Here is a 17,659-nt window from a genome sequence, read left to right as displayed (position 1 = left end):
TCCGTTATGAAAAACGCTTTCTCCTCCCTGCTCCTCGTTGGTTCTCTGGCTGCCGCTCCCGCTCTGGTTTCGGCTCAAACCAGTCCCGCCGCTGCCGCCCAAGCCACCGGTGCCGTAACCGGCCTGGTCGCCGACAGCCTCTCGCGCCAACCCCTGGCCTTTGCCACCGTCATTCTGCGCCCCGCCGGCGAGTCGAAGGCCGCGCTGAGCACGATGACCAACGAGCAGGGCGCCTTCCGCTTTGAGGCCGTGCCCGCCGGACCTTATTCGCTGCTGGTCAATTACGTGGGCTACAAAACCTCGGCCCCGGCGGCTCTGACTGTAGCAGCCGGCCCGAATGCTGCTCCTGCCGTAGCCCTGGCCCTCGACCAGAAGCTGCTCAAGGGCGTGACCGTGACGGGCACCAAAGCCTTTATCGAGCAGCAGGCTGGCAAGCTGGTACTGAACGTGGCGGCCAGCCCCCTTGCCGCCGGCGGCACCGCTTACGACGTTATCGGCCGGGCCCCGGGCGTGGTAGAGCAGGGCAGCGGCTACGTGCTGCGCGGCAAAAGCGTGATGGTGCTGCTCGACGGCAAACCTACCAACCTGAGCGGCGAGGAGCTCAAAAACCTGCTTAGCGGCCTGCCCGGCAGCACCCTGGATAAAGTCGAAGTCATTGCTAACCCCTCGGCCAAGTACGACGCCCAGGGTGGGGCCGTGGTCAACATCATCACTACCAAAAGCAAGCAACTGGGCACCAACGGTACGCTCACGCTGGGCATCGGCGCCGGGCAGTACGGCCGCTACAACGCTGGCCTGAACCTGAACCACCGCACGGCCAAGCTCAACGTGTACGGCGGCCTCGACCGGCTCGAAAACCAAGTATACTCCACCGTCCGCTCGGAGCGGGCCGCCACGGCCGAAACCAGCATCACAGAAACCGGCCGCGAAGTGCGCCACAGCCAGAACAACTCCGCCCGCCTCGGCCTCGACTACACCCTGAGCAAAACCAGCTCAGTGGGCGTGCTGGTCAAAGGCATGCTCAACTACCGGGACCGGAACGGCCTGAACGACGCCCGCCTGCTGGCCGGCACCGCGCCCCTGGAGTCGTCCCAGTTGCGCACCACGGGGCAGGCCCGCTTCCTGAATTCCTCGGTCAACCTGTATTACAAAACCAGCGTCGGGGCTCCCGACCACACGCTGCGCCTGAATGCCGACTACTTTGGCTACCAGAAAAACTGGCAGAACGACTACGCCACCACGTTCTGGAACCAGCAGGATGGCAGCGCCCAGCCCACCAACCTGCGCCGCGACGACTCGCCGGCCCGCAACGCGGTGCAGTCCGTTTCGGCCGATTATTCCCAGCCCTTCCAGAAAGGCACGCTCGAAGCCGGCCTGAAAACGACTTTCACCACCACCGACAACGACATCCGCTGGGAGCAGGCCACCGTGGGCCAGGCCTGGGCCACAGACTTGGGGAAAACCAACCACTTCGTTTACCGCGAAAATATCAATGCCGCCTACGGCACCTATCAGCGCACGGTGCAGAAGCTCGACTTGCAAGTGGGCCTGCGCGCCGAGCAAACCAACACCACCGGCACCTCGCTCACCCTCGACCAAACCACCCGCCGCCACTACCTCAACCTGTTCCCAACCCTGTCGGCTCAGTATAATAAGTCGGAGAAGGTGCAGCTGGGCTTTGCTTACCGCCGCAAGATTGACCGGTTCCAGTTCGGCATCGTCAACCCCTTCGTGACCTACATTAGCCAGTACCGCTACGTCCAGGGCAACCCCAACATCCGCCCCTCGTTTTCGCACAACTTCGAGTTTACGCACTCCTACAACAACGTGCTGACCACGTCCATCAGCTACGGCCACCACACCGACGTACTGGTGGATAGCTACCAGAAACAGGAAGGCACGCAGGTCGTTATCAACTCCTACCAGAACTTCCGCAGCGCTGAGTCGCTCGACGGCAGCATGACCCTGATGAAGCCGTACCTGGGCGGCAAGTGGATGACCGTGACGACGTTGGGCGTGTCGTTTGCCAAAATCAATTCTGCCAGCGTGGGGCTGAGCAGCGCCCGGCCCTCGGCCATGCTTTCCTCTAACCACACCCTGACGCTGGGCAAGGGCCTCAAAGCTGAAGTGTCGGGCATGTACATGTCGCCGATGACCTTCGGGGGCGTGGCCTTCCAGTCGCGCTTCTTCACCAGCCTGGGCATTTCCAAAACGGTGCTCAAAGAAGCCGGCACGCTCACGCTCAACGTCTCGGATGTATTCAACACCCAGCAGAACCGCTACGAGGTACTGGCCGGCGGCCTCAATTCCCGCAACTCGGACAAAGCCGAAAGCCGCTTCGTCAAGCTCAACTTCAGCTACAAATTCGGTAAGAAAACCGTGAAGGCCAGCCAGCGCCGCGACACCGGTATCGAGGCCGAAAAGTCGCGCATGGACAACTAAGCTGGTAGCGCCCCGCTTTTTATTTGATTGCTCGTGCAGCGGCCTGCTTTCTTAACCGTCGGCCCGAAATATAGGTGAATGCGTTATTGGAAGCCCTTGCTGCGCGCAGCAAGGGCTTCTTCACGTCGGGCCGGGTTTGAATTTGTGTTTGAGGTCGGGCGGCTGCTCGCTGTGGGCCAAGGCAATTGATAAGAAAGCCGTTATTTTAGGCCCTACCGGGCCATGTCTTTCCAACCAGGCGGCTGCTAGCACGTTATTCTAGCCGAGTGTCGAGCTGCGGGCCGCGTATTGCGGCTTAGTCAAGGCGTCCAATCATTACACGAAGTAGATTTTATGCGGCAGTTATTGCTTATTCTGGGCCTGGTGTATTGCTCACTGCAGGCTGCTGCCCAGCGTCCCGATTCGACCAAGCTGCCCCGGCCCATCCGCAAGATCGAGCTGGAAAACGTGGACATTGCCCCCGGCGCCCGCGACGGCAAAGGCTGGCTCATGCTCGACAAGGATATTCAGCTGGAGTTGGAAGGGGCCATTCACAACCTCTACAACTTCAAGTACGACAAGGCCGAAAAGCAATTCCGCTCCCTGCGCCGCCGCTACCCCGAGCACCCCTTGCCCTACCTGCTCATGGGCCTGAACCAGTGGTGGAAGATTCTGCCTACCAACCTGCAGGCCAAGCAGTACGACAAAGCCTTCTTTGCCTACATGGACACTACCGTGCGCAAAGCCGAAGTGCTCTACGACCAGGACAACAAGAACTACGAAGCCTGCTTTTTCCTCTCGGCCGCCTACGGCTTCGATGCCCACCTCAACGCCGAGCGCAAAAACTGGACGGCCGCCACGGTCAGCAGCCGCAAGGCCCTGCGCTACCTGCAGGAAAGCAAGGAAGCCAACGGCCTGAGCCCGGAGTTTTTGTTTGGCCAGGCCCTGTTCAACTACTACGCCGTCTGGATTTCGGAAAACTACCCGCTGCTGCGGCCCGTGCTGTTGCTGTTCCCCAAGGGCAACCGCGCTCTGGGCTTGCAGCAGCTCAAGAGCGTGGCCAGCAACGGGTTTTACACTGGTCTGGAAGCCAAGTATTTTCTGATGCGCATTCTGTACTCGGAAGAAAACAACCTCACCGCGGCTATGCCCACGGCCCGCTATTTGGCCAACAACTACCCCGATAACGCCTACTTTCAGCGCTTCTACGCCCTGCTTGCCTACCACCAGGGCGACATGATAGAGTGTGAGCGGGTGAGCCGCGAAATCCTGGACAAGATAAACCGCGGCCTGCCCGGCTATGAAGGTATCAGTGGGCGCTACGCCACGTATTTCCTGGGCTCCATCGTGCAAAACAGCTACAAGGACGTAGTGAAAGCCAAGGACTATTTCCAGCGCTGCATCGTGTTTTCGGAGCAGACCGGCGACACCGAAAGCGGCTTTTACCTGTCGGCTAACCTGAACCTGGGCCGCATGGCGGAAGACGAAAAGGACGTAGCAACGGCCCGGCGCTACTACGGCATCGTGGCCGATAAGTCGGACCGTAAGTCGCCGCAGTACCGCGAGGCCAAGCTGTACCTGAAGACCCACAAAAAGTAAAGGCGGCCCCAGGGCCGCCTTTGAGAGTTATTGCTTGGTCTTGATTTCGTTGCTGTCCTTGAGTCGGGACTTGCCGTGCTTTTTGTTGCCTTTGCCGCTGTTGGCCAGCTGCAGTAGCGAAAGTTCGACGTAACCATTGAAGCCGTAGGGGTTGCTGGAGGCAAAGTAGGCCGACATATCGTTGGAACCCACGACCAGCGGCCCCAGGCGCACCATCAGGCCGTAGTTCAGGGTCTGATAGGCGTTGGCCATGGTGATGGGCGTGGCTACTTCCAGCCACTTGCTTTCCACGCGGGGCGTGATGGAGGCGTACGAAAAGCTACGCATGCCCACCGCGTACTTACCGCGCAGGCTCTGGCTGACCGCCGCGTTGGCGTACAGCCACTTGTAGAGGTGGTAGTCCACGTCCACGTTCAGCGTGGTGGGCACCCCGGCCACAAACTCACTTTCCCGCTGCTGCTTCTGGGTACGCAGGATTTTGTTGAGCCGCGCCTCGTAGTTGTCCAGGTCAATACCGTTCAGGTCCGACTCGCTCACGCCGGAATTCTTGGTTTTGATGTTGTTGAAAGCCGTAGCGTTGTCGGCGTAGCGGATGTAGCCGATATCCGTCACCGACACGGCCACGCGGTACTTGTACTTGTTGCGGGAGTAGTCGAGCCGGTCCACGCCTTTCTTGTCGATGTAGCGGTACTGGCCCATGTTGGGGCGGTACTCATACACGAAGCCCAGGTCGAGGCCCCAGCCCCCGCCGCTACCGCCGCCACCCTTCAGCCACTGCAGGGCCTGGTTGGCATCCACGTTGTCAAAAGCGTGGGGGTTGGAGTAGCCGAAAGCTGCCTCCAGAGCGTTGATGCGCACAATTGTGTCGCCGGTAGCGGCCGTCTTGTCCACAATCTGGTAATCGGCCTGTCGGCTCTGCAGGTAGCCCGAGCCAAAGCCCACGTAGCGCTTGGCCGTCACGCCGGCTTTAAGAAAGTGCAGGCTTTTATCGAGCACCACGCGGCCGTAGCTTAGGTCGTACTCAGAGTAGGCGTTCAGGTTCAGGTTGAAGGTATTGTCGGCGGCCCGGCCCCGGGTCTTGAACCCGTCCACGGCATTCACAATCAGAGATTCCGAGACCGAATTGCCCTGCAACGCTACCCGCGCCCGGGTGCTGAAGGCAATGCTTTGGGTAGGGCTGATGCGCAGCATAATGCCCGGCCCGCGCACGTTGAGGCCCGCGCTGAAGGACTTGGCTTTGTCGCTGGGGCTGCGGGTCAGAAAATTCTTGTCCAGGTCCAGGTCCTCGTTTGGCGTCTGGGGGCTCCAGGCGCCGGTGTAGCGGTAGGCCGTATTCGTTACGTGGGCGTCGAAGCTGGCCAGCTGAAACTGGAAAAAGTAGCGGTTGTCGGCAATGTTGGCCGGGTTCCAGCTGGCTCCAGTCAGGCCGGAGTAGTTGCTGCGGGTGCTGTTGAACAGCTGCTGCGCCGCCACGCTGCCCGGGAGCAGCGCCAGCATCAGCCCGCACAGGCGGGTAGTAAACATGTAAATCTGTTGCGTTAGGGTAAGTAGTAGCAGGGCGGGAGAAAATTGAATCCTAACCGTAGCCTAGCTCGCAGAATGAGCAAAGCATCAGGGCACGATACCAGCGTAAATAGCAGCGGCAAGCAAGGGCTATTCGTTTGGTTTAAAACCCGTTACTGAAGTGAATAGCAGTGCTGCCCAGCCTGGTAGGTAGGGTAGTAAAGCTCTTCGATGACGAGAAAGAAAGCCGTGCTTTTAGGATCTTTTCTGGACAAATTTAGGACTTCGGCTAGCTGCCTGCAATACCTAGAAGTAGGTATTCTGCGGGGAAAAGCACCTCGTTCGGGGAGTAAAAGACCTACCTGGGCCATAACCCGACCGGCTTCTCTGCGTTTGGAAAAAGGCACAACCTCACTTATCCTCAACGCTATGGAAAACAAGCCCACCACGCTGCCCCCGCAGCAGCAGGACCAGCAGCCCGGTCTCGAAACGGAAATGACGCCCCAGCCGGAATACATCCGGCCCGGCTATAAAGGCAGTGACAAGCTCCAGGGCAAAGTGGCGCTGATTACGGGCGGCGACAGTGGCATTGGCCGCTCAATAGCCGTGCACTTTGCCCGCGAAGGTGCCGACGTGGCCTTTACCTACCTGCCCGAGGAAGAGCAGGATGCCTATAACACCCGCCAGCTGGTGGAGCAGGAAGGCCGCCGCTGCCTTACCCTGCCCGGCGACCTGCGGGAGCCCGGCTTCTGCCAGTCCATCGTTGACCAGACGGTGCAGGAACTGGGCCAGCTCAATATTCTGGTCAACAACGCCGCCGAGCAGTTCGTGAGCCAGGACGTGACTGAAATCACCGACGACCAGTGGCTCGACACTTTCCAGGTCAACTTCTTCTCCTTCGTGCGCGTCACGCGGGCGGCGCTGGCCCACCTGCAGGAAGGCGACTCTATTATCAACACGTCGTCCATTAACGCCTACCGCGGCAACCAGCAGCTGGTCGACTACACTTCCACCAAAGGCGCCATTACGGCCTATACCCGCTCCATTGCCCAACAGCTGGCCGAAAAGAAAATCCGGGTGAATGCCGTAGCCCCCGGCCCCATCTGGACGCCCCTGATTCCGGCCACTTTCCCGGCGGAAAAAGTAGCTTCCTTCGGCAAAGACACCACGATGAAGCGTCCCGGCCAGCCTTCGGAAGTAGGCCCCTGCTACGTGTTCCTGGCCTCCGAAGACGCCAGCTACATCACCGGACAGGCCCTGCACCCCAACGGCGGCGAGGTGCTGAATACCTAAGCTGCAAAGTTGATCCGCAGATAGAAAAAGGCCGAAGCAACTGTTGCTTCGGCCTTTTTGTGTTTCCGACCGGAGTGGGTCTTACCAGCGGTACTGCATGGTGAGGCCGTAGCTGCCACCACCGCCAGTAGGGGTGAGGCGTACCTGCTTATACCAGGGCTGGGGCATTAGCAGACCGGTTTCCTGGTCACGCTTTACTTCCTGCCGGCCGTGCATCACCGCTATTTTGCCAAAGCCGTAGCCCAGGGCCAGGGCCAAGGGATAGTCACTGGCCCAGTGCACGCCGTTGTTGAGCATGGCGTAGCTCAAGAGGCCCATCAGGGAATAGCCTACGGGCCGCACGAAGCGGTATTCAGGGTAGTTTTCGGCAATTACGGTCACCGTAGCCATAGCCGTGCTCAGGTGGCCCGAGGGGTAGGCGTCGTAGTTGGGCACGTGCTGGCTGTAGGTTTTCTGGTTGGGAAACAGCCGGATTTTGCCCCGCGGATACGTCGTCGTGTACGGACTTTCCCGGCCCGTCAGGTGCTTGAGCACCTGCACCACCAGGCCGTTGGTGTACACGGCTTCCATCACCTGACTGGCCGTTTGCGAAGCCCGGTTGTCGCGCCCGATCAGACCGTAGGCCCAGAAGCTGCCGGCAATGCTCAGGTGAGTCCACCCGTCGCCCAGAAAGTACATGGCGCTATTCAGGTTCGAGGGGTAGTTAAACTCCAAATCCAGCTGCTTGCCATTGCCGTAGCGCACGGGCACGTCGAACAAGGTCGTCTGGGTGCTGGCCGACGAGAGGTGCAGGTGCCGCCCAAACTGCTTGGCCCCATCCAGAATCTGCTGGTCGAAGGCGTAGAGCACGACAGTACTGACGACCACGCCCCCAATTACGGGCAGGTTTTTCTTCTGGAAGGCAAACTTCGGGTAGGCCACCACGTCGCGCGGAATGTTCAGCAAAAACCGGAACGGCTTGGGCCGCTCGTAGTGGTAGGTCACGCCCGAGGGCATCAGGTAGTCGCTGCGGCGCGGCGGGCGGCGCGTGGTGTCGGCTGCTGCCAGGGCGACGGCCTCAGCTCGGCCTGAGTCGGGAGCCGCTACTATTGGTCGGGCCGCAGCCTCCGCCGAAGCGCCCGGGCCCAGCGTCAGGCTGCTGGCTACCAGCAAGGGGTGGAGGATAGAATCGGGAAGCGTGAGCAAACTCATAGTCGGTAAAAAACGGGCTCAAAAGTAACCTAAAACCGGCGAAGAAGGAATGCTTGAGTATTGATATTTGTGGTGTAAATAATTGTTTATTAGTGGGTTCTGTTAAGCATTGTTGATGAAGTTGGGATGAAGAAATAAGCCGTTGAAATAGGATTAAATCGAACTCATTGTCCCGGTTCTACTGCCCTGCTGGCTCCTAGTCGGCGGGAGAAAACGGCCGCTCAAAATAGCCCGGGCGGTAACACCGGGGCCCACCCCGAGGCAGCGCTTCCCGGGCCGTTTGCGTATCTTAGGCCAACTGGCTTTTCCTCCCCGCTTCTATGTCTGTTTCTTCCGCCCCAGCCGCTGCTGCGGCCTCCACTGTGGCTGCTTCCCCAGCCTCTCTCTTTGCTCAGCAACAGCTACGGGCGCCGGTCCTGCGCCGCGAGTCAGCTGAGGAGCGGGCCGGGCGCATCCGCAAGCTCAGCCAGTGGATCGAGCAAAACCGCCGGGCCATTGAGGAGGCCCTGTACGCCGACTTTCGCAAGCCCCCGGCCGAAACCGACGTCACCGAAATCTGGTCGAGCCAGGTGGAAATCAAGCATACACTCAGCCACCTTAAGCAGTGGATGAAGCCGCGCCGCGTGGGTACGCCGCTCTCGTTGATGGGCACCACTTCCTGGGTCCACTATGAGCCCAAGGGCGTCTGCCTGATTATTGCGCCCTGGAATTACCCGTTTTACCTGGCCATTGATCCACTGGTATCGGCGCTGGCCGCCGGCAACTGCTGCATTATCAAGCCCTCGGAGATGACGCCGGCCGTGGCTGCCCTGCTTAGCCGCATGGCCCGGGAGCTGTTCGACCCGGCCGAGGTAGCCGTGGTGGAAGGCGACAAAGACGTGGCCACGGCCCTGTTGCAACTGCCCTTCAACCATATATTCTTCACCGGCAGCCCGGCCGTCGGCAAAGTCGTGATGCGGGCCGCCGCCGAGCACCTGACCAGCGTCACGCTGGAGCTGGGTGGCAAGTCGCCGGTGCTGGTCGATGCCACGGCCAACCTGCGCGACGCGGCCGAGAAAATCGTCTGGGGTAAGTTTATCAACGCCGGCCAGACCTGCGTAGCGCCCGACTACGTGCTGGTGCAGGAAAGCGTGCAGGAGCAGTTTGTGGAGGAAGTGCGCCGGGCCGTGAGCCGCTTCTACGACCCCGCCGGGCAGGGCGTCATCAACTCCCAGTCGTTTGCCCGCATCGTCAACAAGCACCATTTTGCCCGGGTGTCGGGTTTGCTGGAAGATGCCCAGCGCGCCGGCGCCCACGTGGCCCTGGGCGGCATCGTGGATGGTAATCAGTGCTTTATCGAGCCCACGCTGCTGCTCGACGCCGCGCCCGACAGCCGGGTAATGCAGGAAGAAATCTTCGGGCCGCTGCTGCCCATTCAGCCCTTTACAACCCTGATGCAGGCCGCCGACTTCGTCAATGACCGGCCCAAGCCGCTGGCCTTGTACCTGTTTACCGAGAGCAGCGAAAACCAGCGCTACCTGCTGCAAAACGTGGCGGCTGGCGGGTGCTGCATCAACGAAACCATCCTGCACCTGGCCCACCCCGACTTGCCCTTCGGCGGCGTCGGCAACAGCGGTATGGGCAAGGCCCACGGGCACTACGGCTTCCTGGCTTTCTCCAACGAAAAAGCCGTGCTCAAGCAGCGTACCGGCCGCACCGGCATCAAGTTCATGTACCCGCCCTACACCCCGAAAGTGCAGAAAATGGTGGACTGGCTCATGCGGTTATTTTAAGGTCGAGAGGCAAAAAGCACGGGTAATAGCACGTTATTTCGAGCCCCGCGGGAACCTCGCGTGCTGCTGTTTATTCCCTCATCCTTCCTCGCCTAAGCAACTAACGGTATTTAACGCATAAAGCCCTTTGCCATGCCGGTGGTAAAGGGCTTTGTGCATTGGTATACTCATCAGTGGGCCAGATGAGGCAGGTTCTTCGCAAAGTACAGGGCAACAGGCAGATTGGTAAAAAGCATTCTTCGAAGCTTAGACTGATGAAAGGGCTGAATACCTGCAGTATAAATTACGCGGCATGCCTACTATCTGGGAGAAAATCCCGATATTTTCAGGCTGCCAGCCCACCCGGTTGCTGCGACAATTTCCGCCCCCTATTGCTCAGCCCACCATGAACCTCTCTGCTGCCCACCACCCAACCCTGCAGGCCCTGGCCGATACGTTTATCCCGGGCCTGCCCGGCCGCCCGGACAAGCCCGAGTTCTGGGCCCGCGCCGGCTCGGAAGGTGTGGATATGCAGAAAATAGCGGAGGTACTCAGCGCCCAGCCATTGGCGGCCCAGCAGGAGTTTGAAAAGCTGCTGGCGCTGCTGAATAACCCCATGTTGGGCCTGACCTGGTTTGGCCCGCTCAAGCCCTTCGTCCGCCTCGATGCCGAGCAGCGCCAGCAGCTGTTGCGGAGCTGGGCCCAGAGCAACCTGCCCCAGCTCCGTAAAGGCTTTCATGCCCTGCGCAAGCTGCTGCTGTTTTTGTACTACGGCTCGTCGGCGGCCGAGCTGGGCAATGGGGCCTGGGCACATATCGGCTACCCTGGTCCGCTGCCCGACGACGTGGTGGACACGCCCAAGCCCATCCGCACCCTGCAGCCCACCGCCGACACCACCTACGACTGCGACGTGCTAGTTATTGGCAGCGGAGCCGGGGGCGGCGTTATTGCCGGGGAAATGGCTGCCGATGGCCACGACGTGCTGGTCATTGAAAAAGGCCCGTACTGCCACGGTTGTGACTTTACCCAGCGCGAAGTCGACATGATGGGCAAGCTCTACGACGCCAAAGGAGCCCTCACTACTCAGGATGGCGGCGTGGCCTTGCTGGCCGGCAGCTGCCTGGGCGGAGGCACTACCGTCAACTGGGCCGGGGCCTTCCGCACCCCCGACTACGTGCTGCAGGAATGGGCCCGGGAGCACCAGGTGCCACATTTTGCTTCCCTAGAATTCAAGCGCAGCCTCGACGCCGTATCTAGGGCCTTGAGCGTGAACATCGACTATACCCGCCACAACGGCCAGAATCAGGCACTCTGGGACGGCTCCACGAAGCTGGGGCAGGAGGTAAAGCTGATTCCCCGCAACGAAAAAGGCCTCTCCGACTCCGACCAGCACTTTCAGGGCCTGGGCTACACCACCATGGGCGACCGGTACGGCATCAAGCAAGGCACGCTGAATACGTATCTGCTCCGAGCCTTCGAGCACGGGGCTCGGATTCTGGCCGACACCCACGTGGAGCGCGTGACCATCGAAGCCGGAGTGGCCAAAGGCGCCCAGGCCGTGCATACCACTGCCGATGGCCGCCGGGTGAGCATCACGGTGCGGGCCAAGCGGGTGGTGGTAGCGGGGGGCTCGGTGCAGTCGCCGGCGCTGCTGCTGCGGAGCGGGCTGCGGCACCCACATATCGGGCAGCATCTGCATCTGCATCCCACGGTGGCGGTTTCGGCCCTGTATCCGCACGCCATCAACCCCTGGCACGGCCCGAGCATGTCGGTAGTCAATGACTGTTTCACGATGCTGAACGGCACCAACTTCGGGGCCAAGCTCGAAACCCCACCGGCCCACGCCGGGCTTATGGCTATGGTGCTGCCTTGGCTGAGCGGCGAGCAACACAAACAGATGATGCTGGACGCAGCCCACCTGGGCAGCTTTATCGTGCTGACCCGGGACCGGGACGGGGGCCGGGTCAGTATCGACAAGCACGGCGCGCCCCTGGTCGACTACGTACTCAGCGACTTCGACCGGGCCAACATGCTGCAGGGCGTGCGGGCCGCAGCCGAAATACATGTGGCGGCCGGGGCCCGGAAAGTGTATCTGCCCCACGGCTCTTTACCCACGCTGGAAGCCGACGGCGGGGTGCTGCGCAACCCTGAACTGCTCGACAAGCTGCCCCACCTGGGCTGGAAACCCAACCAGTTCAGCCTCTACAGCGCCCACCAGATGAGCACCTGCCGCATGGGCGGCGACGCAGCCGCGCACCCGGTGGGGCCCAACGGGGAAACCTACGAGGTGCGTAACCTGTTCGTGGCCGATGCCTCGGCGTTTCCGGCTTGCAGCGGCGTCAACCCGATGCTCACCATTATGGCCCTGGCTCACTACACGGCCCAGGAAATGAAGGCCAGCAGCCCCACCGTGGTCTTTTCGAGCAGCCGGGCGACAACTACGGCCTAGGTCGCATATTTGCGGGCACATTCTGTCGCTAAGCGTGGGGATCAGGCCAGCGGATAACCGCCGGGCATAGTTTTCGCGTATGCAGACGCAGTTTACCTTGCTTCCTATGCTCCTTTCCCGTTCCCTGCTGGTTATTGGCGTGCTTAGCACCGTCACGTTTGGTTGTGCCCGCCGCAACAAGGCGAATATCCCGGAAGCCAAATCGGTGACGGTAGCACCCGCCCCCGCGCCGGTGCCCAAAGCCGCCGCCCGCGACCTGACCGACGTGATGACCGACGAGCTCAAGCTGCAGCCCGATCAGCAGGGCAAGGTGCGCTCTATTCTTAGTGGGACGGTAGAAAAAGTAAACGAGGCCCGCCAGCGCAACGCCGGAAACCAGACGGCCCTGATGACGGAACTCAAGAAAATAAACGCCGACTCCGAAGGCCAGCTCAAAGCCGTGCTGACGGATGTGCAGTACAAGCAGTACCAGGCCAAAAAGCGCCAGATGCAGGCCCAGATGCAGGCCCGCCGCACTTCCAAGTAAGCTTTCCTAACGGACCTGGGCCTTGCGCAATATTCGGCTGAACAGGCCGGGCGCTAGCCGTTTTAGGTATACGCCCAGCGTTTCGCGGCCCCCGATATACACTTCCTCGCGCCGCTGGGCAATGGCCCGAATAGCCTTGTGAGCCAGCTTTTCGGGGGCCAAACCCTGCTCGGTAGCGGCGTCCATCGTCTGCTGCGGGCTGCCATCAGCAGTAAGGGCGTTGATGGAAACACCAGTGCGCACAAAGCCCGGGCAAATAATGGTAATGCCGACTCCGCTCTGCCAGATTTCGGCCCGCAACGAGTCGAAGAAGCCGTGTAGGGCGTGCTTGGAGGCGGCGTAGGCGCTGCGGTAGGGCGAGCCGAATTTGCCTACTAGGCTACTTACCACCACAATTTGTCCGCTTTTCTGGCTCAGCAACTGGGGCAACACGGCCTTGGTCAGGGCCACGGTGCCGAAGTAGTTTACTTCCATCAGGCGGCGGTGCACGTCGAGGCTGGTGTCCAGGGCCAGAGAGCGTTGACTGATGCCGCCGTTATTGACGAGCACGTCGAGGCGGCCGTAGTGACCCAGTACTTTCTCGGCGCAGGCCTGCAACGTATCGGCCTGCCCCAGGTCCAGGGGCACGAGCAGCACTTCGGCCGGGGCGCAGGCCGCGGCTACCCGCTCCAGTTCGGCCACATTGCGAGCTGACAGAACCAGCCGGGCACCGGCCCGGGCATATTCCTTGGCCAGAGCCTCGCCAATACCGGCCGACGCGCCCGTAATCCAGACAACTTGTTGGGAAAAAGACATGCTCTTGGATAAGGGTACAGAAAGATTTACAGCAAGATAGGCGTTTGCAGCCCGCTGGCCGAGGCGGCTTTATAACTGCTTTTCTATATATTAATTACTGGCAGGCAACCTTTCGGGCCGGGCCTCCATCTATCCGCACAGCCCGGCCCGTTTGGCGGCCGATGGCGGGAAAAATACGGTCCAGTACTTTATGATTCAGCTTCGCAACATCCGCAAGACTTACGAGGTAGGCAATAACCGCCTGGAAGTGCTTAAGGGCATTGATATGCACATCCGGGAGGGCGAGCTGGTCAGCATCATGGGCTCCTCGGGCTCGGGCAAAAGCACGCTGCTCAATATCCTAGGCATCCTTGACGACTTCGACCAGGGCGACTACACGCTGGCCGGCACCCGCATCGACCGAAACCTGTCGCAGGCCCGGGCCGCGCAGTACCGCAACCAGTTTTTGGGCTTCGTGTTCCAGTCCTTCAACCTGCTCAACTTCAAGAACGCTCTGGAAAACGTAGCCTTGCCGCTGTATTACCAGAAAGTGAGTCGGCGGGAGCGTAACCGGCTGGCCCTGGAGTACCTCGACCGGGTGGGCCTGGCCGACCGCGCCGACCACCTGCCCAGTGAGCTTTCGGGCGGGCAGCGGCAGCGCGTGGCCATTGCCCGGGCCCTGATCAGCCAGCCCAAGCTGATTCTGGCCGATGAGCCCACCGGTGCCCTCGATACCCAAACCACGCAGGAGGTAATGGACATCTTCAAGGCCGTGAATAAGGAAGGCATGACCGTAGTCATCGTGACCCACGAAACCGACATTGCCGACCAGACCCAGCGCCTGATTCGCATTCGGGACGGCCTGATTGTGAATGACTAAATGGTGAAATAGTGAAGTGGTGAGCTGGTGAGTTTTTGTCCTGATTTTCTTCGTTCTGATTTGTCTAGCTATGAAAACCTTCTTTTCTGCTCTTACTCTATTGGGCGCTCTGGCCACCACTACACCGAGTTTGGCCCAAACCTCGGCTACCGAGCAGCAGGCCCTAATGAAGGATCTGGACCGGCTCATGCGCAACCCGCAAAAGCCCAAGCAGGAGCTGCACCTGGCCCTGAAAGGCTGCCACGCCGAGCAGATCATCCGGGACCGGGACGCCGATGTGGAGATGCCCAAACCCTTGGCCGTCAGCTACGGTGGGTCAAACTCGGGCTGGTCGATGAGCATGGATAAAGGCTTTTTCGAGCTGAAAATGGCCTTCGAGTGGGCCGACGTTACCTCCATGACCTATGCCCTGGGAAAAGACGCGGATGAGGACGAGCCCCGGCACTACGAAATCAAGATTGTCAAGCGCAAAAAGACCAGCACCATCAGCTTCGACATTCCGCTCTACACCACCAACGAGGCCACGGTGAAAGACGTGATGCGCCGCCTGGAAAAAGTACGCCAGAGCTGCAGCCGGAATTAAGAACTGATGGTGCGACTTGGCAAGAACAGATAAGTCACCGGCCCATTTCCACATTCCTCACATTTCCCCCACCAGCACATTAAACTTCCATGTTTGACCTCGACAAATGGCAGGAAATCCTCGGGACGATGCGCCGCAACAAGCTGCGCACGTTCCTGACGGCCTTCGGGGTATTCTGGGGCATCTTTATGCTGGTACTGCTGCTGGGCGCGGGCAAGGGCATGGAGAATGGCATCTGGAAGGAGTTTGGGGGCGGAGCCATGAATAGTATGTTCGTCAGCGCCGGCAAAACGTCCTTGCCCTGGCAGGGGCTGAAGCCGGGCCGGGAGCTGAAGTTCACCAACGACGATTTGGAAGCCATTCGGCAGCAGGTGGATGGAGTGGAGCTGCTGGCCTCGCGCAACCGGCTTTCGGGCGAGTATACCATCGTCAACAAAACCAAAAACGGCTCTTATCAGGTGTTTGGGGCCACGGCCGAGTTCTTTCAGCTCAACGGCGAAAAGCTTACCCAGGGCCGAATGCTGAGCCCGTTGGACGGGCTGGAGCGGCGTAAGGTGATAATCATGGGGGAGAAGGTGCGCAAGGTCTTGTTCGGCGACCAGCCCGCCATCGGCCAGTACGTGCAGGTAAAGGGCGTGTTCTTTAAGGTAGTCGGCATCTTTACCCACACCGGCAACAACGGCCGCAACGAGGAGCGGGCCTTCGTACCCTTCACCACCTTCCAGACGACCTTCAACCAGTACAACCAGGTGCAGCGCATCGGTATCAGCAGCACCAAGGGCACGTCCGTGAAGCAGCTCGAAGACCAGGTGCGGGTGCTGCTGGCCCGCCGCCACCAGTTTGACCCCGCCGACAAGCAGGCCCTGGACCTGGAAAATAATGAGGAAGAAGTAAAGCGCTTCGAGGGCTTGTTTACCGGTATCAAGCTCTTTGTGAGTGTTATCGGCGTGCTGACTTTGGTGGCTGGGGTGGTGGGCGTGAGCAACATTATGCTCATAATCGTGCAGGAGCGGACCCGGGAAATCGGGGTGCGCAAGGCCCTGGGGGCCACACCCTGGAGCATTATCAGCATGATCGTGCAGGAGTCGGTGGTTATTACCAGCTTCTCGGGCTATCTGGGGCTACTTTTCGGCGTGGCCCTACTGGATTTGGTGCGCTACATGCTCGAAAAAGCGGGTGGTACCACGTCCTACTTCGACCACCCGGAAGTGAACCTGGGCGTGGCCGTCAGCGCTGCGCTGCTGCTGGTCGTGTCTGGGGCCGTAGCCGGCTTGGTGCCCGCCATGAAAGCCGCCAACGTGAAACCAATCGAAGCCCTGCGGGCCGACTAACTACTAGAAGCTGGCCTTCCTTCTCAGCGAAGGAGGGGGTTGAAAAAGTAACCTGAGTATCAATGTTTGACCTCGACAAATGGAGTGAAATATGGGGAACGGTACGGCGGCACAAGCTGCGCACCGGGCTTACTGCGTTTGGCGTGCTCTGGGGCATTTTTATGCTGGTCGTGCTGCTGGGCGCGGGCAAGGGCTTCCGCAACGGCGTCGAAAAGGAGTTTGACGTGGCCAAAAATGCCGTGTTCGTCTGGAGCCAGCGCACCAGCGTACCGTACGCCGGTCTGAAAGTGGGCCGCTTTATTCGCTTCACCAACGACGACGTGGCGGCCCTGCTGCGCGAAGTACCCGAAGCGGCCGTAGTCTTGCCCCGCAGTTCTCTAGACGGCACCTTCACGGTGCAGTATGGTACCAAAAGCTCCACTTTTTCCGTGAACGGTGAATACCCCGGCTACCCGGCCGTGAAACCCCTGCACCTGACCAGTGGCCGCTTTATTAATGACATCGACATCAACGAGCGGCGCAAAGTGGCCATTATCGGCGACCGGGTGGCAGAGGTCTTATTTGGCACCGACAATCCGCTGGGCCGGGAAATCCGCATTAAGGGGATTTTCTTCCGGGTTGTGGGCTTATTCAAGGCCGAGGGTAAGCCCGAAAATGCCCAGGAGGAAGCCCAGACTATCATGATTCCGCTCACGGCCCTGCAGGTGACCTTCAACCAGGTGAATCAGGTAGGGTATTTCGCCTTTATTCCCAAGCCCGGTGTGCCTGCGGCGGTGGTTGAAACCAAGGTAAAGCAGCTGCTGGCCCGGCAGCACAAAGTAGCCCCCACCGACGACCGGGCCTTTGGCTCGGCCAACGTGGAAGAGGAATATGCCCGGGTGCAAGGCCTGTTTACCGGTATTTCGGGCTTCAGCTGGATGGTTAGCATTGGCACTATCCTGGCCGGCATCATTGGGGTGAGCAACATCATGCTCATCGTGGTAAAGGAGCGCACCAAGGAAATCGGGATTCGCAAGGCCCTGGGGGCTACACCCTGGAGCATTATCAGCCTGATTGTGCAGGAAAGCATTGTCATTACCGCCGCTGCGGGCCTGATCGGGCTGCTGTTAGGCACGGCTCTGATGGCCGGTATTGCCTCGCTGATTCAAGGCCAGGATGTGGGCTTCTTCGCCAATCCGCAGGTGGATTTGGGCGTGGCCCTTACGGCCGTGGTGCTGCTGGTGGTGGCCGGCGGGGTGGCCGGCCTGGTGCCCGCCGCCATTGCCGCCCGCGTGCAGCCAGTGGTAGCCCTCAAAGACGAATAAGCGGTGAGATGGTGAACCGGTGAATTAGTGAGTTGCCATTCAGGCCGCGCCACC

General features: G+C 60.2%; 13 protein-coding genes. 10 read left to right on the top strand and 3 right to left on the bottom strand.

The genetic code is table 11. The annotated features are described in order from the left end of the window. Nucleotides 1–6 precede the first annotated feature (6 nt). Both MUN80_RS02670 and MUN80_RS02665 read left to right on the top strand, forming a co-directional pair. Complete coding sequence (locus tag MUN80_RS02670; RefSeq protein ID WP_244719266.1) at nucleotides 7–2,442, top strand: outer membrane beta-barrel protein; 2,436 nt, start codon at nucleotides 7–9, stop codon at nucleotides 2,440–2,442. A gap of 333 nt (nucleotides 2,443–2,775) precedes the next feature. After that, a complete protein-coding gene (locus tag MUN80_RS02665; protein ID WP_244719263.1) occupies nucleotides 2,776–4,020 on the top strand; it encodes a tol-pal system protein YbgF in 1,245 nt (414 codons plus the stop codon). Nucleotides 4,021–4,047: 27 nt separating this feature from the next. On the opposite strand, the gene MUN80_RS02660 is transcribed toward MUN80_RS02665, so the two are convergent. Beyond that, nucleotides 4,048–5,544, bottom strand: coding sequence for a DUF5723 family protein (locus tag MUN80_RS02660; protein WP_244719260.1), 1,497 nt, complete (start codon nucleotides 5,542–5,544; stop codon nucleotides 4,048–4,050). 408 nt (nucleotides 5,545–5,952) lie between these two features. On the opposite strand from MUN80_RS02660, the gene MUN80_RS02655 reads away from it, so the two are divergent. After that, entirely contained in the window at nucleotides 5,953–6,816 is an 864-nt protein-coding gene (locus MUN80_RS02655) for an SDR family oxidoreductase (RefSeq protein WP_244719258.1), read from the top strand. Between the two features lie 81 nt (nucleotides 6,817–6,897). On the opposite strand, the gene MUN80_RS02650 is transcribed toward MUN80_RS02655, so the two are convergent. Beyond that, nucleotides 6,898–8,007: a phosphatase PAP2 family protein gene (locus tag MUN80_RS02650; RefSeq protein WP_244719256.1), complete on the bottom strand. Its 1,110-nt coding sequence runs from the start codon at nucleotides 8,005–8,007 to the stop codon at nucleotides 6,898–6,900. Nucleotides 8,008–8,327: 320 nt separating this feature from the next. On the opposite strand from MUN80_RS02650, the gene MUN80_RS02645 reads away from it, so the two are divergent. From MUN80_RS02645 to MUN80_RS02635, 3 genes are all read left to right on the top strand, one after another. Beyond that, a complete protein-coding gene (locus MUN80_RS02645) occupies nucleotides 8,328–9,779 on the top strand; it encodes an aldehyde dehydrogenase family protein (protein WP_244719254.1) in 1,452 nt (483 codons plus the stop codon). Nucleotides 9,780–10,164: 385 nt separating this feature from the next. Further along, nucleotides 10,165–12,207, top strand: coding sequence for an FAD-dependent oxidoreductase (locus MUN80_RS02640; protein ID WP_244719252.1), 2,043 nt, complete (start codon nucleotides 10,165–10,167; stop codon nucleotides 12,205–12,207). A gap of 106 nt (nucleotides 12,208–12,313) precedes the next feature. After that, on the top strand, nucleotides 12,314–12,733 hold the full coding sequence (locus MUN80_RS02635; RefSeq protein WP_244719250.1) for a DUF4890 domain-containing protein: 420 nt from the start codon (nucleotides 12,314–12,316) through the stop codon (nucleotides 12,731–12,733). Nucleotides 12,734–12,739: 6 nt separating this feature from the next. On the opposite strand, the gene MUN80_RS02630 is transcribed toward MUN80_RS02635, so the two are convergent. Then, a complete protein-coding gene (locus MUN80_RS02630) occupies nucleotides 12,740–13,528 on the bottom strand; it encodes an SDR family oxidoreductase (protein WP_244719247.1) in 789 nt (262 codons plus the stop codon). A 190-nt stretch (nucleotides 13,529–13,718) separates the two neighbouring features. Between MUN80_RS02630 and MUN80_RS02625 the strand changes: the two genes are divergently transcribed. From MUN80_RS02625 to MUN80_RS02610, 4 genes are all read left to right on the top strand, one after another. Next, nucleotides 13,719–14,387, top strand: a complete 669-nt coding sequence (locus tag MUN80_RS02625) for an ABC transporter ATP-binding protein (protein ID WP_244676192.1) — start codon at nucleotides 13,719–13,721, stop codon at nucleotides 14,385–14,387. A 70-nt stretch (nucleotides 14,388–14,457) separates the two neighbouring features. Beyond that, nucleotides 14,458–14,970: a hypothetical protein gene (locus tag MUN80_RS02620; RefSeq protein ID WP_244719245.1), complete on the top strand. Its 513-nt coding sequence runs from the start codon at nucleotides 14,458–14,460 to the stop codon at nucleotides 14,968–14,970. A gap of 89 nt (nucleotides 14,971–15,059) precedes the next feature. Beyond that, nucleotides 15,060–16,301 (top strand): ABC transporter permease, encoded by a 1,242-nt coding sequence (locus MUN80_RS02615; RefSeq protein ID WP_244719243.1) that lies wholly within the window; start codon nucleotides 15,060–15,062, stop codon nucleotides 16,299–16,301. A 62-nt stretch (nucleotides 16,302–16,363) separates the two neighbouring features. Continuing rightward, entirely contained in the window at nucleotides 16,364–17,605 is a 1,242-nt protein-coding gene (locus MUN80_RS02610) for an ABC transporter permease (RefSeq protein WP_244719241.1), read from the top strand. Nucleotides 17,606–17,659 lie beyond the last annotated feature (54 nt).

Source organism: Hymenobacter cellulosivorans (genome assembly GCF_022919135.1).
Taxonomy (GTDB): domain Bacteria; phylum Bacteroidota; class Bacteroidia; order Cytophagales; family Hymenobacteraceae; genus Hymenobacter; species Hymenobacter cellulosivorans.
Note: the sequence above shows the minus strand (reverse complement) of the source record. Positions and strands in the feature narration are given on the sequence as shown.

What these genes read in the sequence shown, in the direction of transcription:
- MUN80_RS02670 (WP_244719266.1), top strand. Translation starts at nt 7, where the DNA reads ATGAAAAACGCTTTCTCCTCCCTGCTCCTCGTTGGTTCTCTGGCTGCC.
- MUN80_RS02665 (WP_244719263.1), top strand. Translation starts at nt 2,776, where the DNA reads ATGCGGCAGTTATTGCTTATTCTGGGCCTGGTGTATTGCTCACTGCAG.
- MUN80_RS02660 (WP_244719260.1), bottom strand. Translation starts at nt 5,544, where the DNA reads ATGTTTACTACCCGCCTGTGCGGGCTGATGCTGGCGCTGCTCCCGGGC.
- MUN80_RS02655 (WP_244719258.1), top strand. Translation starts at nt 5,953, where the DNA reads ATGGAAAACAAGCCCACCACGCTGCCCCCGCAGCAGCAGGACCAGCAG.
- MUN80_RS02650 (WP_244719256.1), bottom strand. Translation starts at nt 8,007, where the DNA reads ATGAGTTTGCTCACGCTTCCCGATTCTATCCTCCACCCCTTGCTGGTA.
- MUN80_RS02645 (WP_244719254.1), top strand. Translation starts at nt 8,328, where the DNA reads ATGTCTGTTTCTTCCGCCCCAGCCGCTGCTGCGGCCTCCACTGTGGCT.
- MUN80_RS02640 (WP_244719252.1), top strand. Translation starts at nt 10,165, where the DNA reads ATGAACCTCTCTGCTGCCCACCACCCAACCCTGCAGGCCCTGGCCGAT.
- MUN80_RS02635 (WP_244719250.1), top strand. Translation starts at nt 12,314, where the DNA reads ATGCTCCTTTCCCGTTCCCTGCTGGTTATTGGCGTGCTTAGCACCGTC.
- MUN80_RS02630 (WP_244719247.1), bottom strand. Translation starts at nt 13,528, where the DNA reads ATGTCTTTTTCCCAACAAGTTGTCTGGATTACGGGCGCGTCGGCCGGT.
- MUN80_RS02625 (WP_244676192.1), top strand. Translation starts at nt 13,719, where the DNA reads ATGATTCAGCTTCGCAACATCCGCAAGACTTACGAGGTAGGCAATAAC.
- MUN80_RS02620 (WP_244719245.1), top strand. Translation starts at nt 14,458, where the DNA reads ATGAAAACCTTCTTTTCTGCTCTTACTCTATTGGGCGCTCTGGCCACC.
- MUN80_RS02615 (WP_244719243.1), top strand. Translation starts at nt 15,060, where the DNA reads ATGTTTGACCTCGACAAATGGCAGGAAATCCTCGGGACGATGCGCCGC.
- MUN80_RS02610 (WP_244719241.1), top strand. Translation starts at nt 16,364, where the DNA reads ATGTTTGACCTCGACAAATGGAGTGAAATATGGGGAACGGTACGGCGG.